The following is a 24,654-nucleotide window of genomic DNA, read 5'->3' as shown; positions in this document are numbered from 1 at the left end:
GATGCACGGGCCGTCGCGCCCGGCGGACTAGGGCTTCGCTGCCTTGACGTCGGCCTGCCACAGCACGAGTCCGGGGCCTCCTCCGAACATGCCATTGCAGTCCGGGGCCTCATGTGCGAGGCGCAGCGCGAAGCCGGTGGCGGTCCAGACCCAGCGTCTGCCGCCGCCGCAGTCGCCCAGGCCGCGTCCCTTGTGCCAGGTGCTGAGCTCGCCGGCTTGCAGGTCGGCATTCATCAGGTCCAGCGCCGGCCCCCGGACATCCGGTAGGACCTCGGGCGCGATCTCCAGCGCGCCCTGGCGCTGCTTCAATCGCCAGAGCCGGTGGCCGGTCTGGTAGGGCGCGCGCTCGCATTCCATCAGCACCAGGTACTCCTGCGCACGGACCTGGTAGAGGCTGGTGGCGGGCAGGCGGTCCGCCTCGCCGGCTTCATCCTGCAGCAGGTAGCAATCCTGGATGACCGCCGGATGGCGCACCAGTTGCCTGACCAGGGGAAGCGCGGCGTCGGCGTCCACGATGCGGGGCGGCGTGGTGGGCACCAGCACGGGGGCGAGGACGGCGGAAGGCACCTGCGACGCGGCGCCCTGGCCCTTGGCCACCCACGCGGTCATGGTGCCCACGCGGCCCTGCACATCGTCCATCTTCAGCAGGGCGGCCTTGAGGCCCTGCAGGGACACCGTCGCCATGCTGACCGGGCCAGAGAGCTCCAGAGACTCGCCTTCGATCAGCGCCGCCAGCAGGGGGCGGACGATCGCGGGCGGCAGGTCGGCGTCCAGGGGCAGCTGCCTGAACTCGCGCCCGTCGATGCTGGCCTTGAGGCGGCTGCCGTCCGGCAGGTCCTGGCCATCCGGGCCGCTGAGATGCAGTTGGACATGCACGGCGCCCTGCGGTCCGGCATCGCGGGACAGCCACAGGCCCGCCTGCGCACCGCCCGCGTCCTGCACGTGGTAGCCCTGGGCGGCGCAGGCGCGGACGTTGTCGCAGGCGACCGTCCAGTCACCATAGCGCTGCTGGAGGGGCACTTGCGGCCGGGCAGCGCTCGCACTGCCATGGACGGCCAAAGCCAGCAGCGCTGTCAGCCAGCGGCTCATCGCAGGATGCTGATGGTGGCCGGCTTGGGTTCGGCGCAGCTCTCATCCTCGTCGAAGGCGATGTCGCCGTTGGCGTCGGGCACGCCGGTGGCCTTGATGGTCTGGAAGGGGTAAAGGTTCCGGTCCATCATGTGCGAGGTCACGATATTGCCCATGGCGGTGAACATATTGTCGACCCGTCCCGGGAACTTCCGGTCCCAGTCTTGCAGCATGGCCTTCACCGAGGCACGCTGCAGGTTCTCCTGGCTGCCGCAGAGGTTGCACGGAATGATGGGGAACTGGCGATGCTCGGCCCAGGTGACGAGATCGCTCTCGCGCACGTAGGCGAGGGGGCGGATCACCACGTTCTGGCCGTCGTCGCTGACCAGCTTGGGCGGCATGCCCTTCATGCGGCTGCCGAAGAACATGTTGAGCATCAGCGTGGTGACGATGTCGTCGCGGTGATGGCCCAGGGCGATCTTGGTGGCGCCCAGTTCCTTGGCCACGCGGTAGAGGATGCCGCGGCGCAGGCGCGAGCACAGCGAGCAGGTCGTCTTGCCCTCGGGCACCAGCTTCTTGACGATGGAGTAGGTGTCCTGCGTCTCGATGTGGAAGTCCACGCCGATGCCGCGGAGGTAGGTGGGCAGCACCTCGGCCGGGAAGCCGGGTTGCTTTTGGTCCAGATTGACGGCCACGATGTCGAACTGGATGGGCGCGCGCTGCTTCAGGTTGATCAGGATGTCCAGCAGGGCATAGCTGTCCTTGCCGCCGGAGAGGCAGACCATGACCTTGTCGCCGTCCTCGATCATGTTGAAGTCGCCGATGGCCTGGCCGACCAGCCGGTGCAGGCGCTTGGAGAGCTTGTTCATCTCGTGGGCGTGCTTCTTATCGGCAGCCAGGTCTGGGGCCAAGGGGGCGGCCTCTGCGCCGGCTGCGCTCTCGAGTTCCATCGTTTCGTTCGTCATTTCCACCTCGTCAACTCCGGGCCGTGGGTTCACCACTGCCCGCATTCGGCGCTGATCGCCACCTGGCAATCCTCAAAAATCTCAAGCTTGGTCACCTTGATGCGAACACCCACCACGCCGGCCAGCTTCATTAGCCGCGTGCAGAGCTTGCCCAGCAGGGCCTCCAGCAGGTCCGTGTGCTCGGCCGTGCATTCGTCGATGATGATCTGGCGCACGCGGCGGTAGTCCAGCACGTGGCCGATATCGGCATCCCGGGAGACGATCGTCTGTGCCCCCAGGTTCACCTCTGCATCGACCTGTATGGGCTGCGGCCCTTCGCGCTCGAAGTCCAGCACGCCCAGGTTGGCACCGAAGCGCAGGCCCTGCAGATGGATGATCTGGCGGTTGTTGCGGCGCAGGGCCAGGGTGGGCTGACCCTCCTTCAGCGGGCGCAGGAAGGCCTCGGCGGCCTTGGCGGCCACGACACCGTCGCCCAGGGCAGTCTGCACGCAGGGATGCTGGCGTCCGCTGGCGTCACCGGCCACGAAGAGGCCCAAGGGGGCGAAGCGGGGCTCATCGCGGAAAGGGTGCGAAGGCGCGGTGATGCCGGCACGTTGCAGGGCGTCGCCCACGAGCAGCCAGGCCGAGGGCTCGGCCTCGTAGCCCAGCAGGGCGGCCACGTGGTCGAAACGTTCCTCGCCGTGCTCGCGTGAGCGCACGGTGACGCCTTCGGCGTCTGCCAGCAGCGCGCTGGGCATGGGGCAGCGCGGGCGCTGCACGATGGAGGGCTGGGCCTGGATGCGGTCCACCAGCATCTGCTGGGCCCGCCAGTCCGAACGCGACCACAGCGTCACCTGGTGGCCGCGGGCCTGCAGGAACAGTGCGTTCTCGGCCGCGTTGTCGCCGCCGCCCAGCAGCAGGATGCGGCCGGGGGGCAAGGTCTCGCGCCGGGCGGTGAGGTCCATGGCGTCGAGCACGCGCAAGTGAGGGCGGCCGGGCGGGAAGAAGGGCTCGGGGCGCAGCGGCCGCAGGCCGGTCGCCAGGATCAGGGCGCGGGCGGCCAGGCAGCTGCCGTCGCCGAGCTGCAGGCGCCAGCCTTCGCCCGCTTGCCAGTCGGCATGCTGCAGGTTGCGCTCCAGCAGGATCTGGACGCCCGCTTGCGCTTGCAGCTGCCGTGCGTACTGCTGCCCGAGGGCGGCGAGGTCCTGGCCCGCATGGCCCAGCACCCAGTCCTGCGGGAACTGCAGGGCCTGCAGAGAGGCGCAGAGACGGGCCTCGCGCTCGACCACGGCCACGCGCAGGCCCAGTTGCGCCAGCCAGGACGCGGCCGAGCAGCCGGCCGGGCCGCCGCCCAGGATGGCGATGTCGGCTGCCAGATGGCGATCTGTGGAGGGGGTGACGTCTGCACTCACGTTGGGGCTCATGGAGGGCGGCCGGGGCGGCCCGGGCGCGGGCCGGGGCTTAGGCCGAACCCGCGATTATCGCCGCCCCGCCCATTTTTTGAGCAGTGGCCTTTGTTGACGGGGGTCTAGAACCTCACGCAAGCGCCGCCTGGCGACGCCAGCGGCGGCCCAGGCGCCAAGCCAGCAGGGCCGCCAGCAACAGGCCGTAGACCGCTGGTTCGGCGAAGTTGTGCTTGCCCGCTCGCATCCAGACGAAGTGCAGCAGGGCCAGCAGAGCCAGGCCGTAGACCAGCCGGTGCAGGCGTTGCCAGCGGGCGGCGCCCAGGGCCTTGATGGCGCGGTTGAAACTGGTGGCGGCCAGGGGCAGCAGGCCCAGCCAGCACAGGAAGCCCACCAGGATGAAGGGCCTCTTGGCGATGTCTCGGGCGATCTCGCCCAGGTCCAGCCCCATGTCCAGCCAGCCGTAGGCCAGCAGGTGCAGGCTGGCATAGAAGGCGGTGAAGAGGCCCAGCATGCGCCGGAAGCGGGCCAGGGCCGGCAGGCCCAGGGCCTCGCGCAGGGGTGTCACGGCCAGCGTGAGCCATAGCAGGCGCAGACTCCAGTCGCCCAGGCCGCGAATCATGGCCTCGGCCGGGTTGGCGCCCAGCCGGTCCTGGATGGCGGCCAGCAGCAACCAGGCCAGCGGCCCCAGGCCGGCCAGGAAGAGCAGGGGCTTGGCGGCGGGGTGCAGCAGGGGGTGTTGTCGTCCCACGGTCATCGCTCAGAAGAACTTGCGCAGATCCATGCCGCTGTACAGCGTGGCCACCTGCTCGCCGTAGCCATTGAACATGAGGGTGGGCCGCTTCTTGCTGAACCAGCCGTCCTCGCCGATGCGCCGCTCGCTGGCCTGGCTCCAGCGGGGATGATCGACTTGCGGATTGACGTTGGAGAAGAAGCCGTATTCCTGCTGCGCGGCGCGCGTCCATGAGCTGACGGGCTGCTTCTCGACGAAGCGGATGCGCACCAGGGACTTGGCGGACTTGAAGCCGTACTTCCAGGGCACGACCAGGCGCACGGGGGCGCCGTTCTGCTTCGGGAGCACCTCGCCATACATGCCGAAGCTCAGCAGCGTCAGCGGGTGCATGGCCTCGTCCAGGCGCAGGCCCTCGACATAGGGCCAGTCCAGCACGCCGGAGCGCAGGCCCGGCATCTGGGCCTTGTCGGCCAGGCTCACGAACTCGACGTAGCGGGCCTTGGACGTGGGCTCGACCTTGCGGATCAACTCGGCCAGGGAATAGCCGATCCAGGGGATCACCATGCTCCAGCCCTCGACGCAGCGCAGGCGGTACAGCCGTTCTTCCAGGGGGGCCAGCTTGAGCAGCGAGTCGATGTCATGGACGCCCGGCCGCGCCACTTCGCCCTCGATGCTGACAGTCCAGGGGCGGGTCTGCAGGGTGCGGGCCAGCTGTGCGGGCTCGGCCTTGTCGGTGCCGAACTCGTAGAAGTTGTTGTAGCGGGTGGCGTCCTCGTAGCGGGTGGGCTTGTCCATCACCTGAGCGCCGGGCAGCCGGCTCTTCGCGGCGGCCAGCCGGGACTTGTCGGCGGACTGTGCCAGAGCTTCGCGCGAGGCCCAACTGGCCAGGGCCGCACCGGCCACGCCGGAGGCCATCAGGCGCAGCCACTCGCGCCGACCTTCGTAAAGGGCTTGGGGCGTGACTTCGGAAGCCAGGGAGCGGCCGTGGCCGCGGTCGGGGTGGAAATGCATGGCAGCGCGTCCTTCTGAATCGGAGACGAGCATTCGTCGTCCCAGGGACGAAAAGCTTACGCCGGCTCCAATGCCCGCGTGCGGGCTCGGCTTTGCGCTGCGCCCTCAGTGCCGGCCGGCGCTCTCCTGCCAGTGCTGCGGGCAGGCGACGCCGCGCAGCAGGCGCTGGTATTCGCCGCTGGCCTGCAGTTGCTTGAGGCCGCGGTTGAAGTCCTCGAGCAGCTGCGGGCTGCCGGGCTTGTCCTTGGGGAAAATGACGTGGGTCGTGAAACTGTCTGTGAGCAGTCGCGGGTGGTAGTCGATCTGCCGGGCGTCCTCCGTGCTGAACTGGCTCAGCAGCAGGTAGCAGGCTGTACCGCGCTCCATGGGCATGGCATCCAGACGGCCCAGCAGCAACTTGCGCAGGCCCGCGAGGTCGTCGGGCGTACCGTCGGTCCTGAGCTCGCCCTTGCGGGCCATGCGCCAGAACTCCGGGGTGTAGGTGTAGCCCTTGATCACGCCCAGCATGTAGGGCTTCAGGTCTGCCAGCGAGCGCCAGGTGAGGGGCCTGTCGCGGCGATGGACGATGACCCACTGCTCGCTCATCACATTGCTGCTGAGCAGGAAGTCGCGGCGCCGTTCCTCGTTGGCGCCCCAGTAGGCCGAGGCGTCCCAGAGCCCGACGCGGGTCTCGTTTTGGGCGCGCTGCCAGGGCATGAACTGGTAGCGCACCTCGTGCCCGGCCAGTGCGAAGGCGCGACGCACGATCTGCAGCGCCGTGCCCGAGTCATTTGCCTCCGCCGTGGCATAGGGCGGCAGCTCACCGGTGGCGATGCGCACGACGGCCGCTGGCGCCGCGGAGGCCGCCAGGGCCAAGGCCAGGCCCGCGAGGCTGGACAGCTGCCTGCCGTGTGGGCTCACAGGGTGCCGTAGGAGTGGAGGCCGCTCAGGAACATATTGACCCCCAGGAAAGCGAAGGTCGTGACCAGCAGCCCGCCCAGGGCCCACCAGGCCGACACCGCGCCGCGCAGGCCCTTCATCAGGCGCATGTGCAGCCAGGCGGCGTAGTTGAGCCACACGATCAGGGCCCAGGTCTCCTTGGGGTCCCAGCTCCAGTAGCCGCCCCAGGCCTCGGCCGCCCAGAAGGCGCCCAGGATGGTGGCGATGGTGAAGAAGGCGAAGCCCAGGGCGATGGCCTTGTACATCAGGTCATCCAGGGTCTGCAGCGGCGGCAGGCGGGCTGTGAGCGGCTCACGCAGCAGCACGCAGACCACGAAGAAGGCCAGCACGCCACCCATCTTGCGAATCCAGCCGTCCAGGCCCGCCAGGGTCTCGGGCTGCAGCTCCATGCCGACGCGGGCCATCACCAGCAGGCCCACCAGCGCGGCCGGCATGGCGATCAGGCCGATCTGCAGGGCCCGTGGCGTGGCCGTCTTGAGCAGATAGGCCAAGGCCACCATGGCCGCCAGCGCGAAGGTGCCGTAGCCGACGAAATTGGCGGGCACGTGGATTTTCATCCACCAGCTCTGCAGGGCCGGCACCAGGGGCTGGATCTCGTGCGCCTCGCGGGCCACCGTGTACCAGAGCAGGAAACTGACCGCCAGGCTCACCACCAGCATTACATAGGCGCCCAGGGCGCGGGTGCGGTAACGGTCCTCGTAGTAGAGGTAGAACACGGCCGTCATCCAGGAGAAGAGGACGAAGACCTCATAGAGGTTGCTGACCGGAATGTGGCCGATGTCGGGCCCGATCTGGTGGCTTTCGAACCAACGCACCATGGTGCCCAGCAGGGCCATGAAGACGCCGCCCCAGGCCAGCTTGGAGCCGATCAGCTCGGCCGTGCCGCTGCCGCGGCGGAAGAAGCCCAGCCAGTAGAACAGGGTGCTGAGGAAGAAGAGCAGGCTCATCCACAGGATGGCGCTCTGGCTGGCCAGCATGTACTTGAGCAGGAAGACCTGGTCCACGACGCCGAGGTCCGCGCCGAAATCGTCGAGCTTGCGCAGGTAGAGGTTGATGGCCAGCAGGCTGAAGCCGCCCACCAGCACGCTCAGCAGACGCAGAGGGCGCCAGAACCAGCCCAGCAGTACCAGGGAAGGCACGGCGAAGGCCAGGATGCCCTTCTCGTAGCCGTCCATCGATGCGCCATAGCGGCTGAAGGCAAAGCCACCGCCCAGGAGGATCAAGGCGGCGAAGGCCCAGTCCAGGGGCGAGCGCTGCGCCAGCCAGCTGCGGCGGCCGACGATGAGGGTGGCGGTGGTCGTGTTCATGCGGTGTCCTTCAGCAGCTCGGACTTGAGGCGGTCGAATTCGGTGGCGGTGTCGGGCGACTCGCGGGTGGACGAGAGCGCCATGCGAACCCGCGTCTCCTCGCCCTGGCCGGGAGCGGCCTCGAGCCAGATCCACAGCCGGCGCTCCTTGACGTAGAGCATGGCAAAGACGCCGATGATCAGCAGGATCGCACCCAGGTAGACCAGGGTCTTGCCCGGCGCGCGGGCGACCTGGAAACCGCTGGCCTGGACCAGTTCGAAGTCCTCCAGCTGCAGCAGCACCGGGGCCGGGTAGAAGACGGCATCCGACAGCGACAGCACGGCCTGGGTCATGAAGGCCTGGGTGGCGGCGTCATTCACGGGCGGAGGCAGTTTGGCCTGCTCGCGGCTGAGCTTGTGCAGCTCAAAGAGGCTGCCGTTCAGGATGCGCAACAGCACCTCCGAGACTCGGGAGCGCTCGGCCTCGGGCACTTCGCGGTCCACGAACTGCGAGAGAGCCATCAGGCCGCCCCAGCCGCTGGCGGGCTTCTTGTCCTCGGGGCGCACGGTGTCAGCGCCGGCGAACAGACCCAGGGCGCGGAGCGCGGTGGCGGTCAGCTGGGGCAGCATTTGGGGCTTGTCCGTGGGCGTGGCCGCCTCGGCGTAGAGCTTGGCAGCGCGTTCGCGCAGCTCGGGCTTCTGCAGGGCCTGGCGCAGGCGCAGCCAGCCGTCCAGCGAGCCGTTCTCGTCGGCCGGGGCGCGCAGGTAGCGGAAGCCCTCGTTGAGCGACTCGCGCATGCCCAACAGGAAGACGCGCTGGCCGTCCAGCAGCACCGGGGCCATGTAGTTGTTGAACTCGCGGCGCTGGCCGCTGGCGTCCACCAGCTTGTAGTTGAAGGAGGGGCCGATGTTCTGCAACGACTTCTCGGTCCTGGTCTTGGCGCCGCTGCCCAGGTGGCCCTGCAGCGAGTCGACCAAATCGACCTTGCGCACGTCGGCGCCGCCCTCGGCATTCGGGGCGCCGGCATTGCCGCCCATGTTCTCGACGTTGATCACCCGCAGGCCGCTGAACTCGATCCCCAGGCGCTGCTCGCCCTGCTGAAGCTCGGTGCTGCTGCCCACGCGGCCCTGCAGCGTGAAAGGCTCGGCGCCGTTGAGCGGGATGGCGCGCAGCTTTAGCAGAGAGCCGCCGTCGCTGAAGTCGCTTTGGTAGATGGCGACGCCCTCGTGGATCAGGGGCTCGTTGACCTTGATGGTGGCGGCGGTGGTCTTGCCGTCGCGGTCGTGGATCAGCACGTCGCTCGCGAAGAGCTTGGGCATGCCGGTGCTGTAGTACTCGACCTTGAACTTTTTGAGCTCGACGTCGAAGGGCAGGGGCTGCAGCAGCACGCCGTCGGTCATGCTCAGCACGGCCGTGCCGTTTCGCGAGCCTTCGGTGACGGTCAGCGTGCCTCGGAAGCTGGGGTTGCGGTCCGACAGGCGGTGCTGGGCCGGCACCTCGCTGATGAAGCCGCCGCCTTGGTAGACGCTCTTGCCCTGGGCCCACATGAGGGCCTTGACCAGCAGGTCTCCGTCGAAGAGGCCGCCCAGGCAGATCAGCACGATGGCCGAGTGCGCGGCCAGGTAGCCGATCTTGTTGGCCGCGCCCTTGCGGGCCGCGACCATGATGCCGTTGGTGCGCACCTGGGCCCGGGCCTTCCAGCCACCACCGTCCAGCCATTGCGAGACCTGCTGCAGCGAGGCCTCCAGCGACAGCGGCAACTGGCCCAGGGCCTTGTGCTTGTGCGCCTGCAGGGACTGCTCGCGGACCTGCTCCTTGTAGCTCTTGAGGTCCGCCAGGATCTTGGGCGTGTTGCGGGCGATGCACAGGGTGGTCGAGACCACCAGGAAGCCCAGGATCAGCAGGAACCACCAGGCGCTGTAGACCGTGTAGAGGTCCACCTTGCCGAACACCTCGGACCAGAAGGGGCCGAACTGGTTGACGTAGTTGTTCAGCGGCTCGCGCTGGCGCACCACGGTGCCGATCACCGAGGCGATGCAAATCACCGTCAACAGGGCGATGGCGAAGCGCATCGAGGACAGCAGCTCGATGAATTCACGGCCGGCGCCGGGGCCTTGTGGACGCGCGGGTGGCGGTGCCTCGGGGGTGGTCGGGCTGAAGGAGTCGCTGTTGGAGTCGCTCATGAGCCGGATTGTCGTCGCAGCGCTTGGCAAAGACGTGGGGCCAGAAAAAAGGCCGGCGCCAAAGCGCCGGCCTCTTGCCATGGATCAATTCGGACGCTAGCGCCCGGGCCGGCTGCGATCAGCGCAGGCCGGCGATGTAGTCGGCCACGGCCTTGATCTCGCGGTCGTTCATCTTGGCGGCGATGGCCACCATTTGCGGGCTGTTGCCGCGCGTACCGGCACGGAAGCCGTTCAGCTGCAGTTCGGTGTAATCGCTGTGCTGGCCGGACAGGCGCGGGTACTGGGCGGGGATGCCGGCACCGTTGGGGCTGTGGCAGCCGGCGCAGGCGGGGATCTGGCGCTCGGCGATGCCGCCGCGGTAGATCTTCTCGCCCAGGGTCACCAGGGTCTTGTCCTTGGAGAAGCCGGGCTTGGCCTGCTTGGAGGCGTAGAAGGCGGCCACGTTCTTCATGTCTTCTTCAGACAGCGTGGAGGCCATGCCCTTCATCACCGGGTTGTCGCGCTTGCCGGACTTGAATTCGGTCAGCTGCTTGACCAGGTAGTCACCGTGCTGGCCCTGCAGGATGGGGTTGGCGGGGCTGCCGCGCGAACCATCGGCGGTGTGGCAGGCCGAGCAGACCTGGGCTGTGGCCTGGCCCTTGTTGAGATCGGGCTTGGCCGGCGCCGGAGCTTCCGATGCACTGGCGGCAGCGGTGAAGACGAGGCCCATCAACAGGAAAGCAGCATTCTTCATGAGTAAGGGGGTCTGTAAGCGCAACCGGCGGATTTTACAATGGCAATCTCAGCCCACTGGATCAACATGAGCAGCAATAACCCCAGCCAAGCGCCGCAAGCGGCCGAGACCGCCCCTTCGGACAAGACTGTGTTGGCTTGGACCCACACTGCCCGCTTCCTCACGACGGCGAGCCAGCTTCATCACCTGCCGGCCAGCGAGTTGCCCGAGATTGCCTTCGTCGGCCGCTCCAATGCCGGCAAGAGCACGGCCATCAACACACTGGCGCAGCAGAAGCGCCTGGCCTTCGCGTCCAAGACGCCGGGCCGCACCCAGCACATCAACCTCTTCCACCTGGGACCCAAGGACGCACCTGACGCGCTCTTCGCCGATCTCCCCGGCTATGGCTATGCCGCCGTGGCGCGCGACGCCAAGCTGCGTTGGCAGAAGGTCATGGCCGACTATCTCGAGGTGCGTCGCTCGCTGTCGGGCGTGGTGCTGATGGTGGACTCGCGCCTGGGCCTCACCGACCTCGACCGCCAGCTGCTGGACTTCGTCGCCACGCGCGTGGCCAATGGCGAGGTCAAGCTGCTGGTGCTGCTGACCAAGTCAGACAAGCTCAACCGCAAGGAGGCGCAGGCCGCGCTGGCGGCCACCCAGGAGGTGTTGGGCGCCATGGCCACCGAGGAGTCAGACGTCTCCATCTCCCTGTTCTCGGCACTGAAGAAGCAGGGCGTGGCTGACGTGGCCCACATCCTCTACGACTGGGTGCGCCAGGCCCCGGTGGTGCCGGCCATGCCTGATCTGGACGACCTGCCCGAGGACCCGTCCGCTGCTCTGGGCGAACCGGGCGATGACGAATCTCGCTGAGCTGGGCCTGCGCGCAGGCGGGGTCCGGTTCGCGTCTGGATCGCGTGGTCAACGCCTCCCTGGGCCCAGGTTCGGGGTCGGCGTCAGCCCGCCCTCGGCGCGCATGGCCTGCAGCGTGGCAGCCAAGCGGGGCGCAAGCGCTGCATGGCGGGCATGGAGGTAGGGATACAGCGGCATCGGCGCACCCAGCTCGAAGAGCCTGTGCAGCGGCGGTGATCCGGTCTCGCCCAGATGGGCCAGGCTCAGGCTGACGGTGCTGTCCATGTCGCAGACGAAGCGGGCCCGGCCGCGGGCCAGCATGCGCACGGCGTTGTAGGCCGCCGAGATCTCGACCAGGCGTTGCGGCGGCAGCAGCTCTCGCAGGCGCTGTTCGCAGACCACCACGCCGCGCCGGTAGATCACCACGCCTTCGGAGCGCCGCAGCTCGTCCAGCGTCTGTGGGGGGCTCGATGTGCTTGCGCCGTAGATGCCGAAGGAGGCGTGCATCAGTGGAGCGTCCACCCGCAGCAGCTCGGGGTGCATCTCGCCATAGTCCGCGGTGCGCACCATCTCGCCATCCACCTCGCCGCGCTGCAGGGCCAGCTCGGCGCGCCGGGCAGGCATCTCCTGCACTGCCAGGCGCCAGCCCAGGCGGCGCAGGGCCTCGCTGAAGACGCGGCGTAGCCAGCGGCCGTCACTGCTCTGCCCGTCGGTGCCGGTGGCCAGGGTCAGCGTGGCTTCCTGGGCTGCCACGCGCTCGGCCGGTGTGGAGGTGGGCACGGAGGCCGGCATGGAGGGTGGGGCGGAAGGCGCGCCCTGCCCGACCCGCGCGGTGCTGCTTGCGGGGGCGCCCGATGCCGATGCTCGTTGGGGCGTCCATGCCAGGGCCAGTGTCAGCAGTGCCGGTAGCAGCATTCGACTCAGAAGGTGGACGCGGGGCCGCATGCCCCGATTCTGCATCGCCCGTCGGCTTAGGGGCGGCCGATGAAGAGATAGACCGCGGTGTCCGTGGTCCGGCCCTTGCCCAGGCCCAGGTAGAGCGGGCCCAGGCCGGTGTCCGCGCCGATGAAGAGACTGCCGGCCAGCTTGAGGCCGCGCAGGCTCACACTCTGGCGCGTGTCCCAGGCATTGCCGGCCTCCAGCGAACCACCGATGAAGAAGCCCCGGGTCAGCACCGGCGTCTGCGCCAGGCGCTGGTAGTAGCTCATGCGGCCGAAGAGCAGGGTGTTGCCGGTCAGCTGCCCGGGTTGGTAGCCCGACAGCTGCTGGAACCCGCCCAGGCTGTAGGGGCCCTGGGCCGAATCCTCGGGCTGATGGGCATTGAGGCCGCGCAGGTGCAGGTTCAGGGTATGGCGGCCCCAGCTGCCCACCAGGGTGCCCTGAAGCTCGGTGCGGCTGAAGGCGTCGCTTCGGCCACCCGGCTGGGTCTGCCTGCCGGCCGTGTGCTCGAAGGTCGTGCGGTAGCCGCGCTGCGGGAAATTGGCGAAGTCCAGCTGGTCCACCCCCAGCTTGAGTCGCAGGCCGGTCTCTGTCCAAGTCTTGTTGAGGCGCTGCTGGTCGCTGGCGCCCAGCTGGCTGGGGTCCACCGTGATGAGGTCCGGGTGCACGCGCCAGTGCTCGCGCACCAGGCCCAGCCGCACCTCGCCCAGACGGCCCCAGGGCTGGCCGAAGTCCAGGCCGTAGCGCAGGCTCTTGCGACCCAGCCGCGCCAGGCCCTGGCCGGTCTCCGCGTTGTAGAGGGTCAGGTTGTGCCTCTCGACCTCTCCCCAGCTGGAGACGAACCAGTCATTGCTGGTGCCGAGCTTCTGGATCAACGGGTGATACAGCTCGGTGAAGAGGCGTGGGCTCTGGCCAATGGTCAGCTGGTTGCGCCACTCGGTGCCGTGCGGAGTCAGCCAGTGCCTGTTGTGGCTGATGCGCAGGTTGAAGGCGCTCTCGCCGTTGAAGTCGGTGCTGAGGTCGATGCCGGCGCGGAAGTAGTTGGGGCCCCAGGGCTTGTCTTCCATCATGAAGACCAGCTGGTTGCCTTCGCTGTGTTCCTCGACGTGGTAGTCAACGCGCACGAAGTCGCCGGAGGAGGCCAGGAAGCGGGCGTCGCGCTCGGCACGCTCCGCGTCGAAGATTTGGCCGGGTCGGGCCTCCAACTGGTCCTTGAAGCGTTCCGGATTGGCCACATCGCTGCCCACGAAGCTGATGCCCGCCAGCACCGGGGCCGCAGGCTGGGTCTGCGTGCGGGCTAGCAGCCAGTCGGCGTAGACCTCGGGGCTCACCGCGAAGGCACGCAGCTGCGGCAGGGCCTGCTCGGCGGCGGCCTCGCCCAGGGCGATGAAGTCCTTGCTGCGCTCGAAGCTGCCCGAACCCATGCCCTTGAGCTGCGGCGTGATCAGCAGGTCCTCCTGCCAGAGGCTGGCAATGGAGCGCTGCACGTTCTGTTCGGTGAGGATGTTGATCATCTGGGCCGTGACGCCCACCAGCGAATTCAGCGAGTCGCGACCGGATAGCGGCGTGCCCACGTTGATGGCGATGACGCGCTCCGCGCCCATGCGCCTGGCCACGTCCACCGGCAGGTTGTTGACCAGGCCGCCGTCGCCGAGGATGCGGCCGTCGTCGCTCTCCACCGGGGCGAAGACACCGGGCACGCTCATGCTGGAGCGCAAGGCCTGGGCCAGGTCGCCGGACTCGGCCACCACCTGGGCGCCGCTTTCCATGTCGGTCGCGACAGCGCGGAAGGGCGTGGGCAGCTGATCGAAATGGTCCACGCCGCGCACGGGCAGGGTCAGGCGGCGCAGCAGGGCATCCAGGCCCCGGCTGGACAGGGTGCTTTGCGGCACTCGCACCTCGCCATCGCGCAGGCCCAGTTCCAGTACGGCGGAGAACTCGAAGTCCTCCTCCTTGCGCCGCTGCGAAAGCTGCTGGCGCTCGACGCGGCTGGCAAACATGCGGTCCCAGGCGATCTGCTGCATCTCGCGCTCCAGCTCGCGGGCGTTCATGCCGCTGGCATAGAGGCCGCCGATGATGGCGCCCATAGAGGTGCCGGCGATCACGTCCACAGGGATGTGTTCGCGTTCCAGCACCTTCAGAATGCCCACATGGGCCAGGCCGCGGGCTCCACCGCCGGACAGCACCAGGCCCAGGCGCGGCCGGGCGGCCTGGGGCTGCAGCAAGCCGGTGACGGCCTGCTCGGCCGGGCGGGGCGGGGGCAGGGACTCGGCCTGGACCTGCAGCAGGGGCAGGGCCACGGCCAGCAGCAGCAGGGGGCGCCCCAGAGTGAGAACCGCGGAGCGCGCGCGCGAGGCGCAGCCTGCGGCCCGCCTGGGCTCCGAAGGGGCGGCGCGGCCGGGGCGGCGGGGCTGCATGCGGGGCTTCACCGGCTCAAGGGGCGTCGTCCAGGTCCTGCATGAGCGAGGAGACGGCCCGCTGCACCAGGGTGTCTTCCTCCAGCGCCGTGATCAGGCCGTTGGCCAGCAGCTGCTCGATGGCGCCGCGCGTCAGCGAGTGGCGCTCGTCGGCATCCTGGCCTACGAAGAGGAAGAACTGGCGGCTCTCGCTGATCCAGGCGATCTGGGCGGTGATCCACTGGCTCTGCACGAACATGTGATACCAGTTGCCCACCTGCAGATTGCCCATCCAGGCCTGCAGGGCGGCGCGTGAATCCGGCGAGCTCGACTCGGAATAGAGACCCACCGGCACCGTGGGCAGCTCGCCTCGGTTGACCTGGTCATGGGCCCAGCGCGAGGGCATCTGCGACTCGCGCTCGTTGAGCAGCTGCTGCAGCAGTTCCTCGGGGCTGAGGTCGCGGCGCGGCATGGGCGCGCGCTCCTGCGGTGCCGCATGGTGGTGCGCCGGCAGGCCGCTGAGCACGCGGCCATGTTGGTTCATCAGGTCCTGCAGCACGACCTGGCGCTTGTCCGCGGGGAAGGCGATGAGGTCCATGCCGGCCTCGATCCGCTTGATCAGGCCGGGCAGGCGGCTGCGCAGCTGGGTTCGGGCGAGCTCGCTTTGGCGCTGCTGGAGGCTGTCCAGCAGCTCGTCCACCAGCTCGATGCTGGCCTCTGCCTCGGGCGCCTCGCGGCCATGCAGCACCATGTTCTGCACGATCACCTCGACCCAGGGCTTGAGCAGGAACTTGCGCAGGGTGGGGCTCAGGGCGGTGTCGGAGAGCTGCTCCTTCAGCTGGCCCTGCAACAGCTCCAGCCATTCCACGCGCTGGCCTTCGCGCTCCAGCGCGGCCAGGGCCGAAGCGCTGCGCTCGCCATGGCGGCTGGCCTGCTCGCGGATGTGCTGATCGATCAAGCCAAGGGCTTGCTGGAACTGCAGGCCGGTCAGCAGCTGGGCTTCCACCAACTGCTGGACGATGCCGTTCATGAAGCCGAGGAACTGACGCAGGCGTTCGTCGTCGGCGCGCTGGAAGCCGGCGCCGTGGCCGGCCACGCGGTTGAGCAGGCTCCACACGGGATGGTCCTGACGCCGCAGCAGGCTGGGATCGGTGCGGGACAGGCGGGCCACGGCCACCTGCAGGCGTGACATCAGGGCCTTGACCGGCGGCAGCAGCTTGGGGTCGGCCAGGATCTGGTCGTAGAGGCGCGTCAGCAAGTCGCCGCCGCCGCGCAGCAGGGTGCTGGGGCCCAGGGCCAGGGAATCGCCCGACCCGCCGCGCAGGGCCTGGGGCCGGGAATTGATGGCATCGACGCGCCGCGCCAGGGTGTCCAGAGTCGGGTTGACGCCGGGCACGGCGGCCTGGCGCAGGCGGGTCTCGATGTCGCGCGTGCTGCCGATGCCGTAGCCTTCCACCAGGGGGGCCAACTGGGCACTGCGCATCTGGTCGCACAGGCGCTGGTAGATCAGGCCCAGGGCCTGCGCCATGTGCGGCGTGGCCACCTTGGTCATGGCGTAGCAGCCCTCTCCGTCAAGCTGCATGTTCTGGATGGCCGTGACCAGGGCGTTGGCAAAGACGGCCGGGCGCAGCGGATTGTCCTGCTTCATGGGCCGGGCGATGCCCCGCAGCGCCGCGAAGAAATTGACCAGCTGGTGCAGCTCGGGCCGCGAATGCTCCTCGACGGCCGAGACCACGTGCGCGATGGACACGTCCTGCAGGGCCTGCTTCTCGTCCACGAGGCTCAGCGTTTGCAGGCCCAGCGAGGGGAGGCGCCGCTGCAGGGGGTCCTCGCCGCGCCGCGCGGATTCCAGCAGCGGCTGGACGGCGGCCTGGAAATCGGTGGCGAAGCGACCCTTGTTGACGGCCCAGGCGTACTGCAGCCCGTGGAGCAGCGGGTCGGACTTCAGGTCGTCCTGGATCTGGTGGGCCACGGTGTGGCTCATCGAGGGCATTTGGACGATGACCTCGTCAACCAGGGATTGCAGGCTCGGGGCGTTGGACATGATGTTCCGCATTATGAAGCCGGCATGACACAGGAACCTGGGACGGACGGTCAGCCCCTTGCCATTTGAGAGACAGAGTACGCACCCGGGCGGCAAGGCCCCTTCATGTGAGGGGGATTGGCAACAGAAGACCCGGGGCGGCACATGAAAAAACCCGCGAGGCCGGGTGGCCGTCGCGGGTTTCAGGGAGGCTCCGGCAGGGACTGCCGGGGGCTTGGACTTACATGTCCATGCCCATGCCGCCCATGCCGCCGGGCATGGCCGGGGCAGCGGACTCGTCCTTCGGTGCTTCAGCGACCATGCACTCGGTGGTCAGCATCAGCGAAGCGACGGAAGCGGCGTTCTGCAGCGCGGTGCGGGTGACCTTGGTCGGGTCCAGGATGCCCATCTCGATCATGTCGCCATAGGTGTCGTTGGCGGCATTGAAACCGAAGTTGCCCTTGCCTTCCAGGACCTTGTTGATCACGACGCTGGGCTCGCCACCGGCGTTGGACACGATCTCGCGCAGCGGGGCTTCGATGGCCTTCAGGATCAGCTTGATGCCGGCGTCCTGGTCAGCGTTGTCACCCTTGATCTCGCCAGCGGTCTGGCGGGCGCGCAGCAGGGCCACGCCACCGCCGGCCACGATGCCTTCTTCCACAGCAGCGCGGGTGGCGTGCAGGGCGTCTTCCACGCGGGCCTTCTTTTCCTTCATCTCGACTTCGGTGGCAGCACCGACCTTGATGACGGCCACGCCGCCGGCCAGCTTGGCCACGCGCTCTTGCAGCTTTTCGCGGTCGTAGTCGGAGGTGGCTTCCTCGATCTGGATGCGGATCTGCTTGACGCGGGCTTCGATGTCAGCAGCAGCGCCGTTGCCGTCGATGATGGTGGTGTTTTCCTTGCCCACTTCGACGCGCTTGGCCTGGCCCAGATCGGCCAGGGTCACCTTCTCGAGGCTCAGGCCGACTTCTTCAGCGATGACCTTGCCGCCAGTCAGGATGGCGATGTCTTCCAGCATGGCCTTGCGACGGTCGCCGAAGCCCGGAGCCTTGACGGCCACGACCTTCAGGATGCCGCGGATGGTGTTCACCACCAGGGTGGCCAGGGCTTCGCCCTCGACGTCCTCGGCGATGATCAGCAGCGGACGGCCGGCCTTGGCCACGGCTTCCAGCGTGGGCAGCAGGTCACGGATGTTGCTGATCTTCTTGTCGAACAGCAGGACAAACGGGTTGTCCAGGATCGCGGCTTGCTTTTCCGGGTTGTTGATGAAGTAGGGCGACAGGTAGCCGCGGTCGAACTGCATGCCTTCGACGACGTCCAGCTCGTTGTTCAGGCTCTTGCCGTCTTCAACGGTGATCACGCCTTCCTTGCCAACCTTGTCCATGGCGGAGGCGATGATCTCGCCCACGTCGGAGTCGCTGTTGGCGGAGATGGTGCCGACCTGGGCGATTTCCTTGGAGGTGGTGGTGGCCTTGGATGCAGCCTTCAGCTGCACGACCAGGGCGGCAACGGCACGGTCGATGCCGCGCTTCAGGTCCATCGGGTTCATGCCGGCGGCCACGTACTTCATGCCTTCGCGCACGATGGCCTGGGCCAGCACGGTGGCGGTGGTGGTGCCGTCACCGGCGTTGTCCGAGGTCTTGGAAGCGACTTCCTTGACCATCTGGGCGCCCATGTTCTGGAGCTTGTCCTTCAGCTCGATTTCCTTGGCCACGGACACACCGTCCTTGGTCACGGTGGGGGCGCCGAAGGAGCGCTCCAGCACCACATTGCGACCCTTGGGGCCCAGGGTGACCTTGACGGCGTTAGCCAGGACATTCACGCCTTCGACCATGCGGGCGCGGGCGTCGGAACCAAAGACCACGTCTTTTGCTGCCATAGTGATTTCTCCGAAATTCTTGAATTGGGGGCTGCCACGCTTCCAGGCCGCTCGGGCGGCGCCAAGGAAAGCGTAGCGAGCGGCGCGCTGGCTAGGCGGACGGAGCGCAGAAACCGGAACGACCTAGCGGGTCGTGAGGATTTCGAGCACCGTCCAACGACGCCAGCGTGACGCGCAGTAGCTTTACTTGGCGACGACGGCGAAGAGGTCTTCTTCGCGCATCACGAGCAGTTCCTCGCCATCGACCTTGACGGACTGGCCCGAGTACTTGCCGAACAGCACGCGGTCGCCCACGGCCACGTTCAGGGCCACGAAGTCGCCCTTGTCATTGCGCTTGCCAGGACCCACGGCCAGCACTTCACCCTGGTCGGGCTTTTCAGCGGCGTTGTCGGGCAGGACGATGCCGGAGGCCGTCTTGGTTTCGTTTTCGAGGCGCTTAACGATCACGCGATCGTGCAGAGGACGCAGTTTCATCACTTCTCCTTGCTGAGAGTCTTGGGTCGTTGCAGGCCGAACGCCAGGAGGGCGGCAGGCCATCACATCAGGACAAACCGGCTGCAGCTGAACTTCGGCCGGGTTGTTAGCACTCGACGTGCAAGAGTGCTAGCAGGAAAGGATTATAGGGATGACCCGCGGCGTTTCAAGAGGTGGGCTCGCCAGCGTGCTGACAACGCCCCCGGTTGCAGGCCCAGGAGCGCGGGTCGCAGGGGCGCCGCCCCAGCCGGCAGCGGCCGGTGGCTCAGCGGGGCGGTGTGCCCGGCGCGGCCTTGCAGCCGCTGAGTCCCTGGCAGGCCGGCACGAGGCAGGCCTCACTCCTGCGTAAAAAATAGGCAAAGTCTGTCCGAGCCTTGTGAATCAAGGGCTTGGCACCGCCCTCACCGCACAGCCCACACACTTGTCCACAGCTGGCGTGGATGAGCTTGCCTGCGGCGGTGCGGAGGCTGATACGTCTGCTTTCGAGTGTTTCCGGGCGCTCAAACTGCGCGCAACGTCCCTGCAATGTGGGCCTCCGAGCATGCGGTCTCGCATTCAATGAGGAGACGGACCATGAGACAAGGCAAGACCTGGCCCCGCCGGGCGATGATGGTGACCTGGCTGTACCTGGTCGCGGGCAGCGCGCTGGCGGGCACCGCCTGCATCCAGGTGCCGCTGCAGGCCAACGGCCACTATGACTTCGCCGCCTACCTGAAGCCCGCGCCCGGCGCCTACAGCGCCTCGATGTGGCAGTCGCGAGGCCTGTGCTATGCCGACGGGGCGGCCTGGATCGAGCGCAAGTACGGCACCGATCAGGACACGGCCTATGACCAGCGCTACGAGATGTACCGCAGCAGCACCCTGCCCAAGCGGCAAGCCCTGCCGCTGATCATCTGGGCGCATCCCAGCGGCCCCTCGCAGGTGATGATTGAGGGCAATGCGCAGCCGGGCGAGACTTCGCCGCTGATGGAGAAACTGGTGGTGCCGGCGGTCAATGCCGGCTTCGCCTTCATGTCCGTCCAGTTCCGCCACCCGCGGGCCAGCCAGTCGGTGAAGCCGGAGAACTTCAATCCTCGCGTGCCTCACACGGACATCGCGCAGGCCGTGCAATGGGTACGCTCGCGGGCGACCGACCTGGGCGTGGATGCCGACAACATCTTTCTGCTGGGGCAGTCCCGCGGCTCCCTGGCCCTGCTCAACGCCTTCATGCCGGACCAGCGGGACCGCAGCAGTGCCGATTGGCATGCGCGGTCCTCCAAGCCCCGGGCAGTCTTCGTGGCCCAGGCCCAGACCACCTATGAGCATGCGGAACTGCGGGACGGCTTCATCCTGCCCCGCGCCACCGTGCCCGTGCCGCCGCTCACCCAGCCGGGTTTCGACTACCGCGCCTACCTGGACCGCATCGACCCGCCCTTCATCGATCCCGGCAGCGCCCTCGCGGCCCTCGACCTCACGGATCCGCCGTTCTGGATGCGCTACGAGCGTGCTCCCACGGACCATGGCAACGTGACTGTGCTGCCACTGGGCATGCGTGTGGCGCCCGAGGGGCGGGATCCGATGAAGGATGGGGTCTGCTACGAGCCGCCGGCGGCCGACTATCCGGCCTTGGCCGACAGCGGCTGCTTCGACGAGCACCACCCCAACTTCGGGGCGGCGCTGGCGGCACGCTTCCTGGCCCTGCAGCCCACGGCGGAGCAACTGCGCTCTGTGGGCATCCAGTACGGGCCGCGGCAGGCGACGCAGCGCCAGCTGGACAAGGTGTCGGCCCAGTTCTACGACCACTACACCTGCTTCTTCATCCAGAACCTGACCCCAGCGGGTGCCGTGCTGCGAGCGCAGGCGGTGCCGGAATGGCAGTCACCCAGCTGCCGCATCACGGACTGGCCCTGGCCGCCCACGCCCTGATCGGAGTCGGCTCAGGCCTGCAGCTGGGACGGGGCCAGGTATTGCTGCCTGAACTCCTCGAAGGACAGCGTGTCCGCTGCCTCGACCTCGGCCTGCTCGGCCAGGGACTGGCGCGCGGCCTCCGCAAAGGCAGCCTGCCGTTCGGCGCTGAGGGGCTGGGCCCGCAGATGGGCCCGTGCCTGCTGCGAGCAGTGGGCGATGAAGCGGAGGTGGGAGTGGTCGTACTCGCGGGCCATGGCCTCCAGCACGCGGGCGGAGGGCAGTTGCTCGGGATGCGCGAAGCGCTCGCGCGCCTGCGCCAGGGCCTGGGCATAGGCCTCGCCACCCAACTGGCGGTCCAGGTGGGCGCTGATCGGGCCCAGCTCTTCCAACAGCTCGGCCGCCCAGTCGCGCAGGGGTACGGCCTGGCCGTTGCGCTCCAGCTGCAGGCCGGGCTCGCGGCCGCGGGAGGCCGTCAGCTGCTGGTTGCGGGCCAGGGCGGCGATCTCGGCCGGGGTGTCCGGCGGGCTGTCCGAGAGCAGACAGTGCAGCAGGAACAGGTCGATGAAGCGCATGGTCGATGCGTTGATGCCCACGGGCTCGAAGGGGTCCAGGTCCATGCAGCGGACCTCCACGTACTCCACGCCACGTTCGCGCAGTGCATGCAGGGGGCGTTCGCCGCTGCGGATCACGCGCTTGGGGCGGATGGTGCCGTAGAACTCGTTCTCGATCTGCAGCAGGCTGGTGGAGAGCTGGTTGTACTCGCCGCCAGGGTTCATGATGCCGATGGCCTCGTAGGCCGGATAGGGTCGCAGCAGGGCGTCCTGCAGTGAGGCGGCATAGCCCTCCAGGCTGTTGTAGCTGACGGCCAGCGACGACTGGGCATCGCTCTGGTAGCCCAGCCGGCCCATGCGCAGCGAGGTGGCAAAGGGAAGGTGCAGCGTGCCGCAGGGCGCCTTGCCCTGGACCGGCGTGGGGAAGGGCTGAAGGCCGTGGTCGCGACCCTCGACGAAGCTCGAACACAGGGCCGGCGAGGCCCCGAAGAGCAGCAGCAGCAGGAAGCTGTGGCGGCGGAAGTTGCGGATCAGGTCGAAGTACTGTTCGCTGGTGATGCCGGGCAGGGACCAGTTGTAGTGGATGCCCGAGATGGTCTGCATGCGCCGGCCGTAGCGGTGGCCCAGGCCCATGCGGTAGACGCTCTTGGCCCGACCGATGTTGGAGTAGCCGTAGCGCCCGATGGGGATGGTCTCGTCGGTGGGCAGGAAGCAGGGCATGCTGGAGGCCCACATGGTCTCCTCGCCCAGCAGGGCATCGACCGCCTGATGAATCTCGGTGAGCTCGGCCTCGCAAGCCTCTGCGCTGGCATGGACGCCGGTGATCAGCTCCAGCTGGCTTTCGCTGAAGTCGGTGGTGACATTCGGATGCGTCAGCGCCGAGCCCAGGCCCAGCGGGTGCGGTGTCGCCGCCAGGGAGCCTTCCGGCGCCGTGCGCAGGCTTTCCTTTTCCACGCCGCGACGCATGCCTTGCAGTCGCTCGCGGTCCAGTGCTTCCAGTCGCTGCGGCCAGTTGTTCAAGGGGGGCTCCTCTGATTGTTGTGGTTCGCCAAGTTAACAGATGGCGATGGCGCCTGCTTGACTACGGGCATGGCACTTTGTGCTAGTTGACCTGGGCGCGCTCAATGCGCCAGCGCGCGCCGGGTCCGCCGCCACTGCTGCTCGGAGCTGAAGCCGGCCAGGCGGGCGGCCTCCGAGAGGCTGGCCCCTTTCTGACGGGCCCGCTCGGCCAGCTCCAGGCGGATGGACTGGAGGTAGCGCAGGGGCGTGGTGCCCGCATGTTCGCTGAACAGCCGCCCCAGGTGGCGCGGGGTCACATGGGCCACGGCCGCCATGCGTTCCAGGCTCCAGTCCTCGGCGGGGCGGGCGCTGATGGCGTCCTGCACCCGGTGCAAGGCCGGATGCAGGTGGTGGCGGTGGGCCAGCAAGGGCGAGAGCTCGGGGTCCTGGGGATTGCGGCGCAGGTAGACCACCATGGTCTGGGCCACGCCGGCGGCGATGGCATCCCCGCAGCGGGCCTGGATCAGGTGCAGGGTGAGGTCGATGCCGGCGGTGATGCCCGCGCTGCTGGCCAGGGGCCCATCCAGCACGAAGACGCGGTTGTCCACGACCTCGGCGGCAGGGGCCCGCTCGCGCAGCTCGTCCAGCAGTTCGTGGTGGGTGGTGCAGCGCCGCTGCAGCAGCAGGCCGGCTTCGGCCGCCAGCAGGGCGCCCGAGCAGATGCTGATCACACGGCCGGCCGTGCCCTCCAGCAGGGGGCCGCCCACCTCGTGCAGCCAGCGCAGGGTGCGCAGCTGGTCTGCACGCTCGGCGCTGCCGGCGGCGGCCTCGCCTGGCTGCATGTGGCGGCAGCCGAGCAGGAAGAGCCAGCTGTCCGGCGCCAGGGCCTCGGGCAGCGGTTCGAGGCCGCTCACCGTCAGCCCCACCGAGCTCGCGGCCTGCGGCTGAGCGGCCACGTAGCGCAGGCGGAAAGCCGGCGCCAGGCCCTGGCGCTGCAGGGCCTGGTTGGCCAGGCGCAAGGCTTCGGCCGGGCCCGCCAGGTCCAGCAGCAGGGCGCGAGGCTGGAGCAGGAAGACGGCGTCGATTGGCGGGTCGGGTGAGCGCATGGAGTCGAGTATGCCTGTCAGATCAGGACATGGACCGGGCGCGCTCCAGGGCCTGCTCCACCGTGCAGATGTGGGCGAAGCGGTCCTTCAGCACGGTCTCGGTGCGCAGCTTGATGTCGGCGGGGCTCAGCACCGTGCCGCTGTCGTGCTGCATGGCGAAGGTCAGGGTGGCCTCGGTGACGTAGTCCACCAGCCAGCCCTCGTCGCTGGCATGGCGGGTGGTAGTTTCGCAGCACTGCTCGGTGCGGATGCCGGCGATGATCAGGCGCTGGATGCCCTGCTGGTGCAGCCAGATGGCCAGGCCCGTGCCGGCCAGGGCGCTGTGGCGGTGCTTGACGAACTCGACCGCCGCCTCATAGGGCAGAAGACCGTCCAGCGGGCGCACATGGCCGGACTTCAGCGCAAAGGCGTTGTCGGCGGTCTCGGGCCCGTCGCTGTGCAGGATGCGCACGATGGGGATGCCTGCGGCCTGCGCACCCTGCAGCAGGGCGTTGCTGCGTTCCAGGTAGGCGGGCAGCTCGGTCTCGCTCCAGTAGGGGCGGTGGCGGAAGGATTCCTGGACGTCAATGAAGATCAGGGCGGTTTTCATGAGTGCATTCCTGGGTGGTTGGGAATGTGCTCATGGTGCCGGCCAGGCGGGTCTGCGTCGCGCCGCATGTGGACCGGTTTCGGTCAAATCCGGACATAGGCAGGCGATGTCCGGATTCGGTCGTGGCGCTCAGCCGCGCGTTTTCAGGCCCAGGGCCTTCCAGCCCTCGATGCCCAGCTTCTCCAGCGTGGCGATATTGGCCTCGTAGATGGCGTCGGTGTCTGGCATGGACGCCACGGCGCGCTCGATGCTTTCCTCGCGCAGCAGGTGCAGTGTGGGGTAGGGCGAGCGGTTGGTGAAGTTGCTGATGTCGTCCAGCTCGGTGCCCTCGAACTGGAAGTCCGGGTGGAAGCTGGCTACCTGCAGCAGGCCGTCCAGCTCCAGGTCCTCCACCAGCGCGTCGGCCGCGCCCTGGAAGTCGTTGAAGTCCAGGAAGTCGGTCAGCACCAGGGGGTGGATGAGCACCGTGGTCTCGGTCTCTTCCGGATCTGTGCGGCGCAGCAGCAGCAGCTCATGCGCCAGCTCCTTGAGCAGGTCTTCGGGCGTCGAGGCCTCGCTGACCACGTAGCGCAGCTGCTTCTTCACCTCGACCGCCTTGGCGAAGGGGCAGAGGTTGAGGCCGATGACGGCCTTCTGGACCCAGTCACGGGTCTCGTTGATCACTTGTTCTTTGTCCATGTCAG

Annotated in this window: 20 protein-coding genes and 1 pseudogene; 2 read left to right on the top strand and 19 right to left on the bottom strand. The window is 68.2% G+C overall.

The window, feature by feature from the left end; all coding sequences use genetic code 11:
* Window positions 1-27 precede the first annotated feature (27 nt).
* The 10 genes and pseudogenes from H5407_RS07755 to H5407_RS07715 form a co-directional block, all read right to left on the bottom strand.
* Window positions 28-1,089 carry a DUF1176 domain-containing protein gene (locus tag H5407_RS07755; RefSeq protein WP_183103869.1) on the bottom strand — a complete coding sequence of 354 codons (1,062 nt, stop codon included), beginning with the start codon at window positions 1,087-1,089 and terminating at the stop codon, window positions 28-30.
* The gene (gene ttcA / locus H5407_RS07750) at window positions 1,086-2,033 is read right to left on the bottom strand and encodes a tRNA 2-thiocytidine(32) synthetase TtcA (RefSeq protein WP_183103868.1); all 948 of its coding nucleotides are present in this window, start codon (window positions 2,031-2,033) and stop codon (window positions 1,086-1,088) included. Before ttcA ends, H5407_RS07755 begins: the two co-directional genes overlap by 4 nt.
* Window positions 2,034-2,062: 29 nt before the next feature.
* Window positions 2,063-2,431: a dihydroneopterin aldolase gene (locus tag H5407_RS24235; protein ID WP_255501137.1), complete on the bottom strand. Its 369-nt coding sequence runs from the start codon at window positions 2,429-2,431 to the stop codon at window positions 2,063-2,065.
* A 405-nt stretch (window positions 2,432-2,836) separates the two neighbouring features.
* A pseudogene (locus H5407_RS24230) lies at window positions 2,837-3,436 on the bottom strand (NAD(P)/FAD-dependent oxidoreductase); the annotation flags it as partial.
* A gap of 112 nt (window positions 3,437-3,548) precedes the next feature.
* Window positions 3,549-4,172, bottom strand: a complete 624-nt coding sequence (locus H5407_RS07740) for a protein-methionine-sulfoxide reductase heme-binding subunit MsrQ (RefSeq protein ID WP_183103866.1) — start codon at window positions 4,170-4,172, stop codon at window positions 3,549-3,551.
* Window positions 4,173-4,175: 3 nt separating this feature from the next.
* The gene (gene msrP / locus H5407_RS07735) at window positions 4,176-5,159 is read right to left on the bottom strand and encodes a protein-methionine-sulfoxide reductase catalytic subunit MsrP (protein WP_183103865.1); all 984 of its coding nucleotides are present in this window, start codon (window positions 5,157-5,159) and stop codon (window positions 4,176-4,178) included.
* 105 nt (window positions 5,160-5,264) lie between these two features.
* Window positions 5,265-6,059, bottom strand: a complete 795-nt coding sequence (locus tag H5407_RS07730; protein ID WP_183103864.1) for an ABC transporter substrate-binding protein — start codon at window positions 6,057-6,059, stop codon at window positions 5,265-5,267.
* Entirely contained in the window at window positions 6,056-7,405 is a 1,350-nt protein-coding gene (ccsB, locus tag H5407_RS07725) for a c-type cytochrome biogenesis protein CcsB (protein WP_183103863.1), read from the bottom strand. The genes H5407_RS07730 and ccsB overlap by 4 nt, the downstream gene beginning before the upstream one ends.
* Window positions 7,402-9,567, bottom strand: coding sequence for a cytochrome c biogenesis protein ResB (locus H5407_RS07720; protein WP_404935604.1), 2,166 nt, complete (start codon window positions 9,565-9,567; stop codon window positions 7,402-7,404). Before H5407_RS07720 ends, ccsB begins: the two co-directional genes overlap by 4 nt.
* Before the next feature lie 118 nt (window positions 9,568-9,685).
* Window positions 9,686-10,300: a c-type cytochrome gene (locus tag H5407_RS07715; protein WP_183103862.1), complete on the bottom strand. Its 615-nt coding sequence runs from the start codon at window positions 10,298-10,300 to the stop codon at window positions 9,686-9,688.
* 39 nt (window positions 10,301-10,339) lie between these two features.
* Here H5407_RS07715 and yihA point away from each other — a divergent pair, with 39 nt between their 5' ends.
* Entirely contained in the window at window positions 10,340-11,149 is an 810-nt protein-coding gene (yihA, locus tag H5407_RS07710) for a ribosome biogenesis GTP-binding protein YihA/YsxC (protein ID WP_404935603.1), read from the top strand.
* A 48-nt stretch (window positions 11,150-11,197) separates the two neighbouring features.
* Here yihA and H5407_RS07705 read toward each other — a convergent pair whose 3' ends face one another.
* The 5 genes from H5407_RS07705 to groES form a co-directional block, all read right to left on the bottom strand.
* Window positions 11,198-11,908, bottom strand: a complete 711-nt coding sequence (locus H5407_RS07705; protein ID WP_183103861.1) for an ABC transporter substrate-binding protein — start codon at window positions 11,906-11,908, stop codon at window positions 11,198-11,200.
* A gap of 191 nt (window positions 11,909-12,099) precedes the next feature.
* Window positions 12,100-14,484 carry a patatin-like phospholipase family protein gene (locus H5407_RS07700; RefSeq protein ID WP_183103860.1) on the bottom strand — a complete coding sequence of 795 codons (2,385 nt, stop codon included), beginning with the start codon at window positions 14,482-14,484 and terminating at the stop codon, window positions 12,100-12,102.
* A gap of 16 nt (window positions 14,485-14,500) precedes the next feature.
* Window positions 14,501-16,507, bottom strand: coding sequence for a DUF1631 family protein (locus tag H5407_RS07695; protein WP_183103859.1), 2,007 nt, complete (start codon window positions 16,505-16,507; stop codon window positions 14,501-14,503).
* Window positions 16,508-16,727: 220 nt separating this feature from the next.
* A complete protein-coding gene (groL, locus tag H5407_RS07690; RefSeq protein ID WP_183103858.1) occupies window positions 16,728-18,365 on the bottom strand; it encodes a chaperonin GroEL in 1,638 nt (545 codons plus the stop codon).
* Window positions 18,366-18,548: 183 nt separating this feature from the next.
* Window positions 18,549-18,839: a co-chaperone GroES gene (gene groES, locus H5407_RS07685; RefSeq protein WP_183103857.1), complete on the bottom strand. Its 291-nt coding sequence runs from the start codon at window positions 18,837-18,839 to the stop codon at window positions 18,549-18,551.
* A 573-nt stretch (window positions 18,840-19,412) separates the two neighbouring features.
* Here groES and H5407_RS07680 point away from each other — a divergent pair.
* A complete protein-coding gene (locus tag H5407_RS07680; protein ID WP_183103856.1) occupies window positions 19,413-20,744 on the top strand; it encodes an alpha/beta hydrolase in 1,332 nt (443 codons plus the stop codon).
* A gap of 11 nt (window positions 20,745-20,755) precedes the next feature.
* Here the strand turns inward: H5407_RS07680 and gshA are convergent, their stop codons facing one another.
* The 4 genes from gshA to H5407_RS07660 form a co-directional block, all read right to left on the bottom strand.
* Window positions 20,756-22,297, bottom strand: a complete 1,542-nt coding sequence (gene gshA / locus H5407_RS07675; protein WP_183103855.1) for a glutamate--cysteine ligase — start codon at window positions 22,295-22,297, stop codon at window positions 20,756-20,758.
* 101 nt (window positions 22,298-22,398) lie between these two features.
* Entirely contained in the window at window positions 22,399-23,382 is a 984-nt protein-coding gene (locus H5407_RS07670) for a GlxA family transcriptional regulator (protein ID WP_183103854.1), read from the bottom strand.
* Between the two features lie 22 nt (window positions 23,383-23,404).
* Window positions 23,405-23,971, bottom strand: a complete 567-nt coding sequence (locus H5407_RS07665; protein ID WP_183103853.1) for an isochorismatase family protein — start codon at window positions 23,969-23,971, stop codon at window positions 23,405-23,407.
* 129 nt (window positions 23,972-24,100) lie between these two features.
* Window positions 24,101-24,649: a DUF1415 domain-containing protein gene (locus H5407_RS07660; RefSeq protein WP_183103852.1), complete on the bottom strand. Its 549-nt coding sequence runs from the start codon at window positions 24,647-24,649 to the stop codon at window positions 24,101-24,103.
* Between the last annotated feature and the right edge of the window lie 5 nt (window positions 24,650-24,654).

The organism is Mitsuaria sp. WAJ17, from assembly GCF_014174515.1.
Lineage (GTDB): Bacteria > Pseudomonadota > Gammaproteobacteria > Burkholderiales > Burkholderiaceae_C > Roseateles_B.
The sequence above is the reverse complement of the archived record's forward strand: the minus strand, read 5'-3'. Positions and strand labels throughout refer to the sequence as shown.

Excerpts from the sequence above, each read along its gene's own strand:
- H5407_RS07755 (WP_183103869.1), bottom strand. The coding sequence starts at position 1,089 with ATGAGCCGCTGGCTGACAGCGCTGCTGGCTTTGGCCGTCCATGGCAGT.
- ttcA (WP_183103868.1), bottom strand. The coding sequence starts at position 2,033 with ATGACGAACGAAACGATGGAACTCGAGAGCGCAGCCGGCGCAGAGGCC.
- H5407_RS07740 (WP_183103866.1), bottom strand. The coding sequence starts at position 4,172 with ATGACCGTGGGACGACAACACCCCCTGCTGCACCCCGCCGCCAAGCCC.
- msrP (WP_183103865.1), bottom strand. The coding sequence starts at position 5,159 with ATGCATTTCCACCCCGACCGCGGCCACGGCCGCTCCCTGGCTTCCGAA.
- ccsB (WP_183103863.1), bottom strand. The coding sequence starts at position 7,405 with ATGAACACGACCACCGCCACCCTCATCGTCGGCCGCCGCAGCTGGCTG.
- H5407_RS07720 (WP_404935604.1), bottom strand. The coding sequence starts at position 9,567 with ATGAGCGACTCCAACAGCGACTCCTTCAGCCCGACCACCCCCGAGGCA.
- H5407_RS07715 (WP_183103862.1), bottom strand. The coding sequence starts at position 10,300 with ATGAAGAATGCTGCTTTCCTGTTGATGGGCCTCGTCTTCACCGCTGCC.
- yihA (WP_404935603.1), top strand. The coding sequence starts at position 10,340 with ATGGCAATCTCAGCCCACTGGATCAACATGAGCAGCAATAACCCCAGC.
- H5407_RS07700 (WP_183103860.1), bottom strand. The coding sequence starts at position 14,484 with ATGCAGCCCCGCCGCCCCGGCCGCGCCGCCCCTTCGGAGCCCAGGCGG.
- H5407_RS07695 (WP_183103859.1), bottom strand. The coding sequence starts at position 16,507 with ATGTCCAACGCCCCGAGCCTGCAATCCCTGGTTGACGAGGTCATCGTC.
- groL (WP_183103858.1), bottom strand. The coding sequence starts at position 18,365 with ATGGCAGCAAAAGACGTGGTCTTTGGTTCCGACGCCCGCGCCCGCATG.
- groES (WP_183103857.1), bottom strand. The coding sequence starts at position 18,839 with ATGAAACTGCGTCCTCTGCACGATCGCGTGATCGTTAAGCGCCTCGAA.
- H5407_RS07680 (WP_183103856.1), top strand. The coding sequence starts at position 19,413 with ATGAGACAAGGCAAGACCTGGCCCCGCCGGGCGATGATGGTGACCTGG.
- H5407_RS07670 (WP_183103854.1), bottom strand. The coding sequence starts at position 23,382 with ATGCGCTCACCCGACCCGCCAATCGACGCCGTCTTCCTGCTCCAGCCT.
- H5407_RS07665 (WP_183103853.1), bottom strand. The coding sequence starts at position 23,971 with ATGAAAACCGCCCTGATCTTCATTGACGTCCAGGAATCCTTCCGCCAC.
- H5407_RS07660 (WP_183103852.1), bottom strand. The coding sequence starts at position 24,649 with ATGGACAAAGAACAAGTGATCAACGAGACCCGTGACTGGGTCCAGAAG.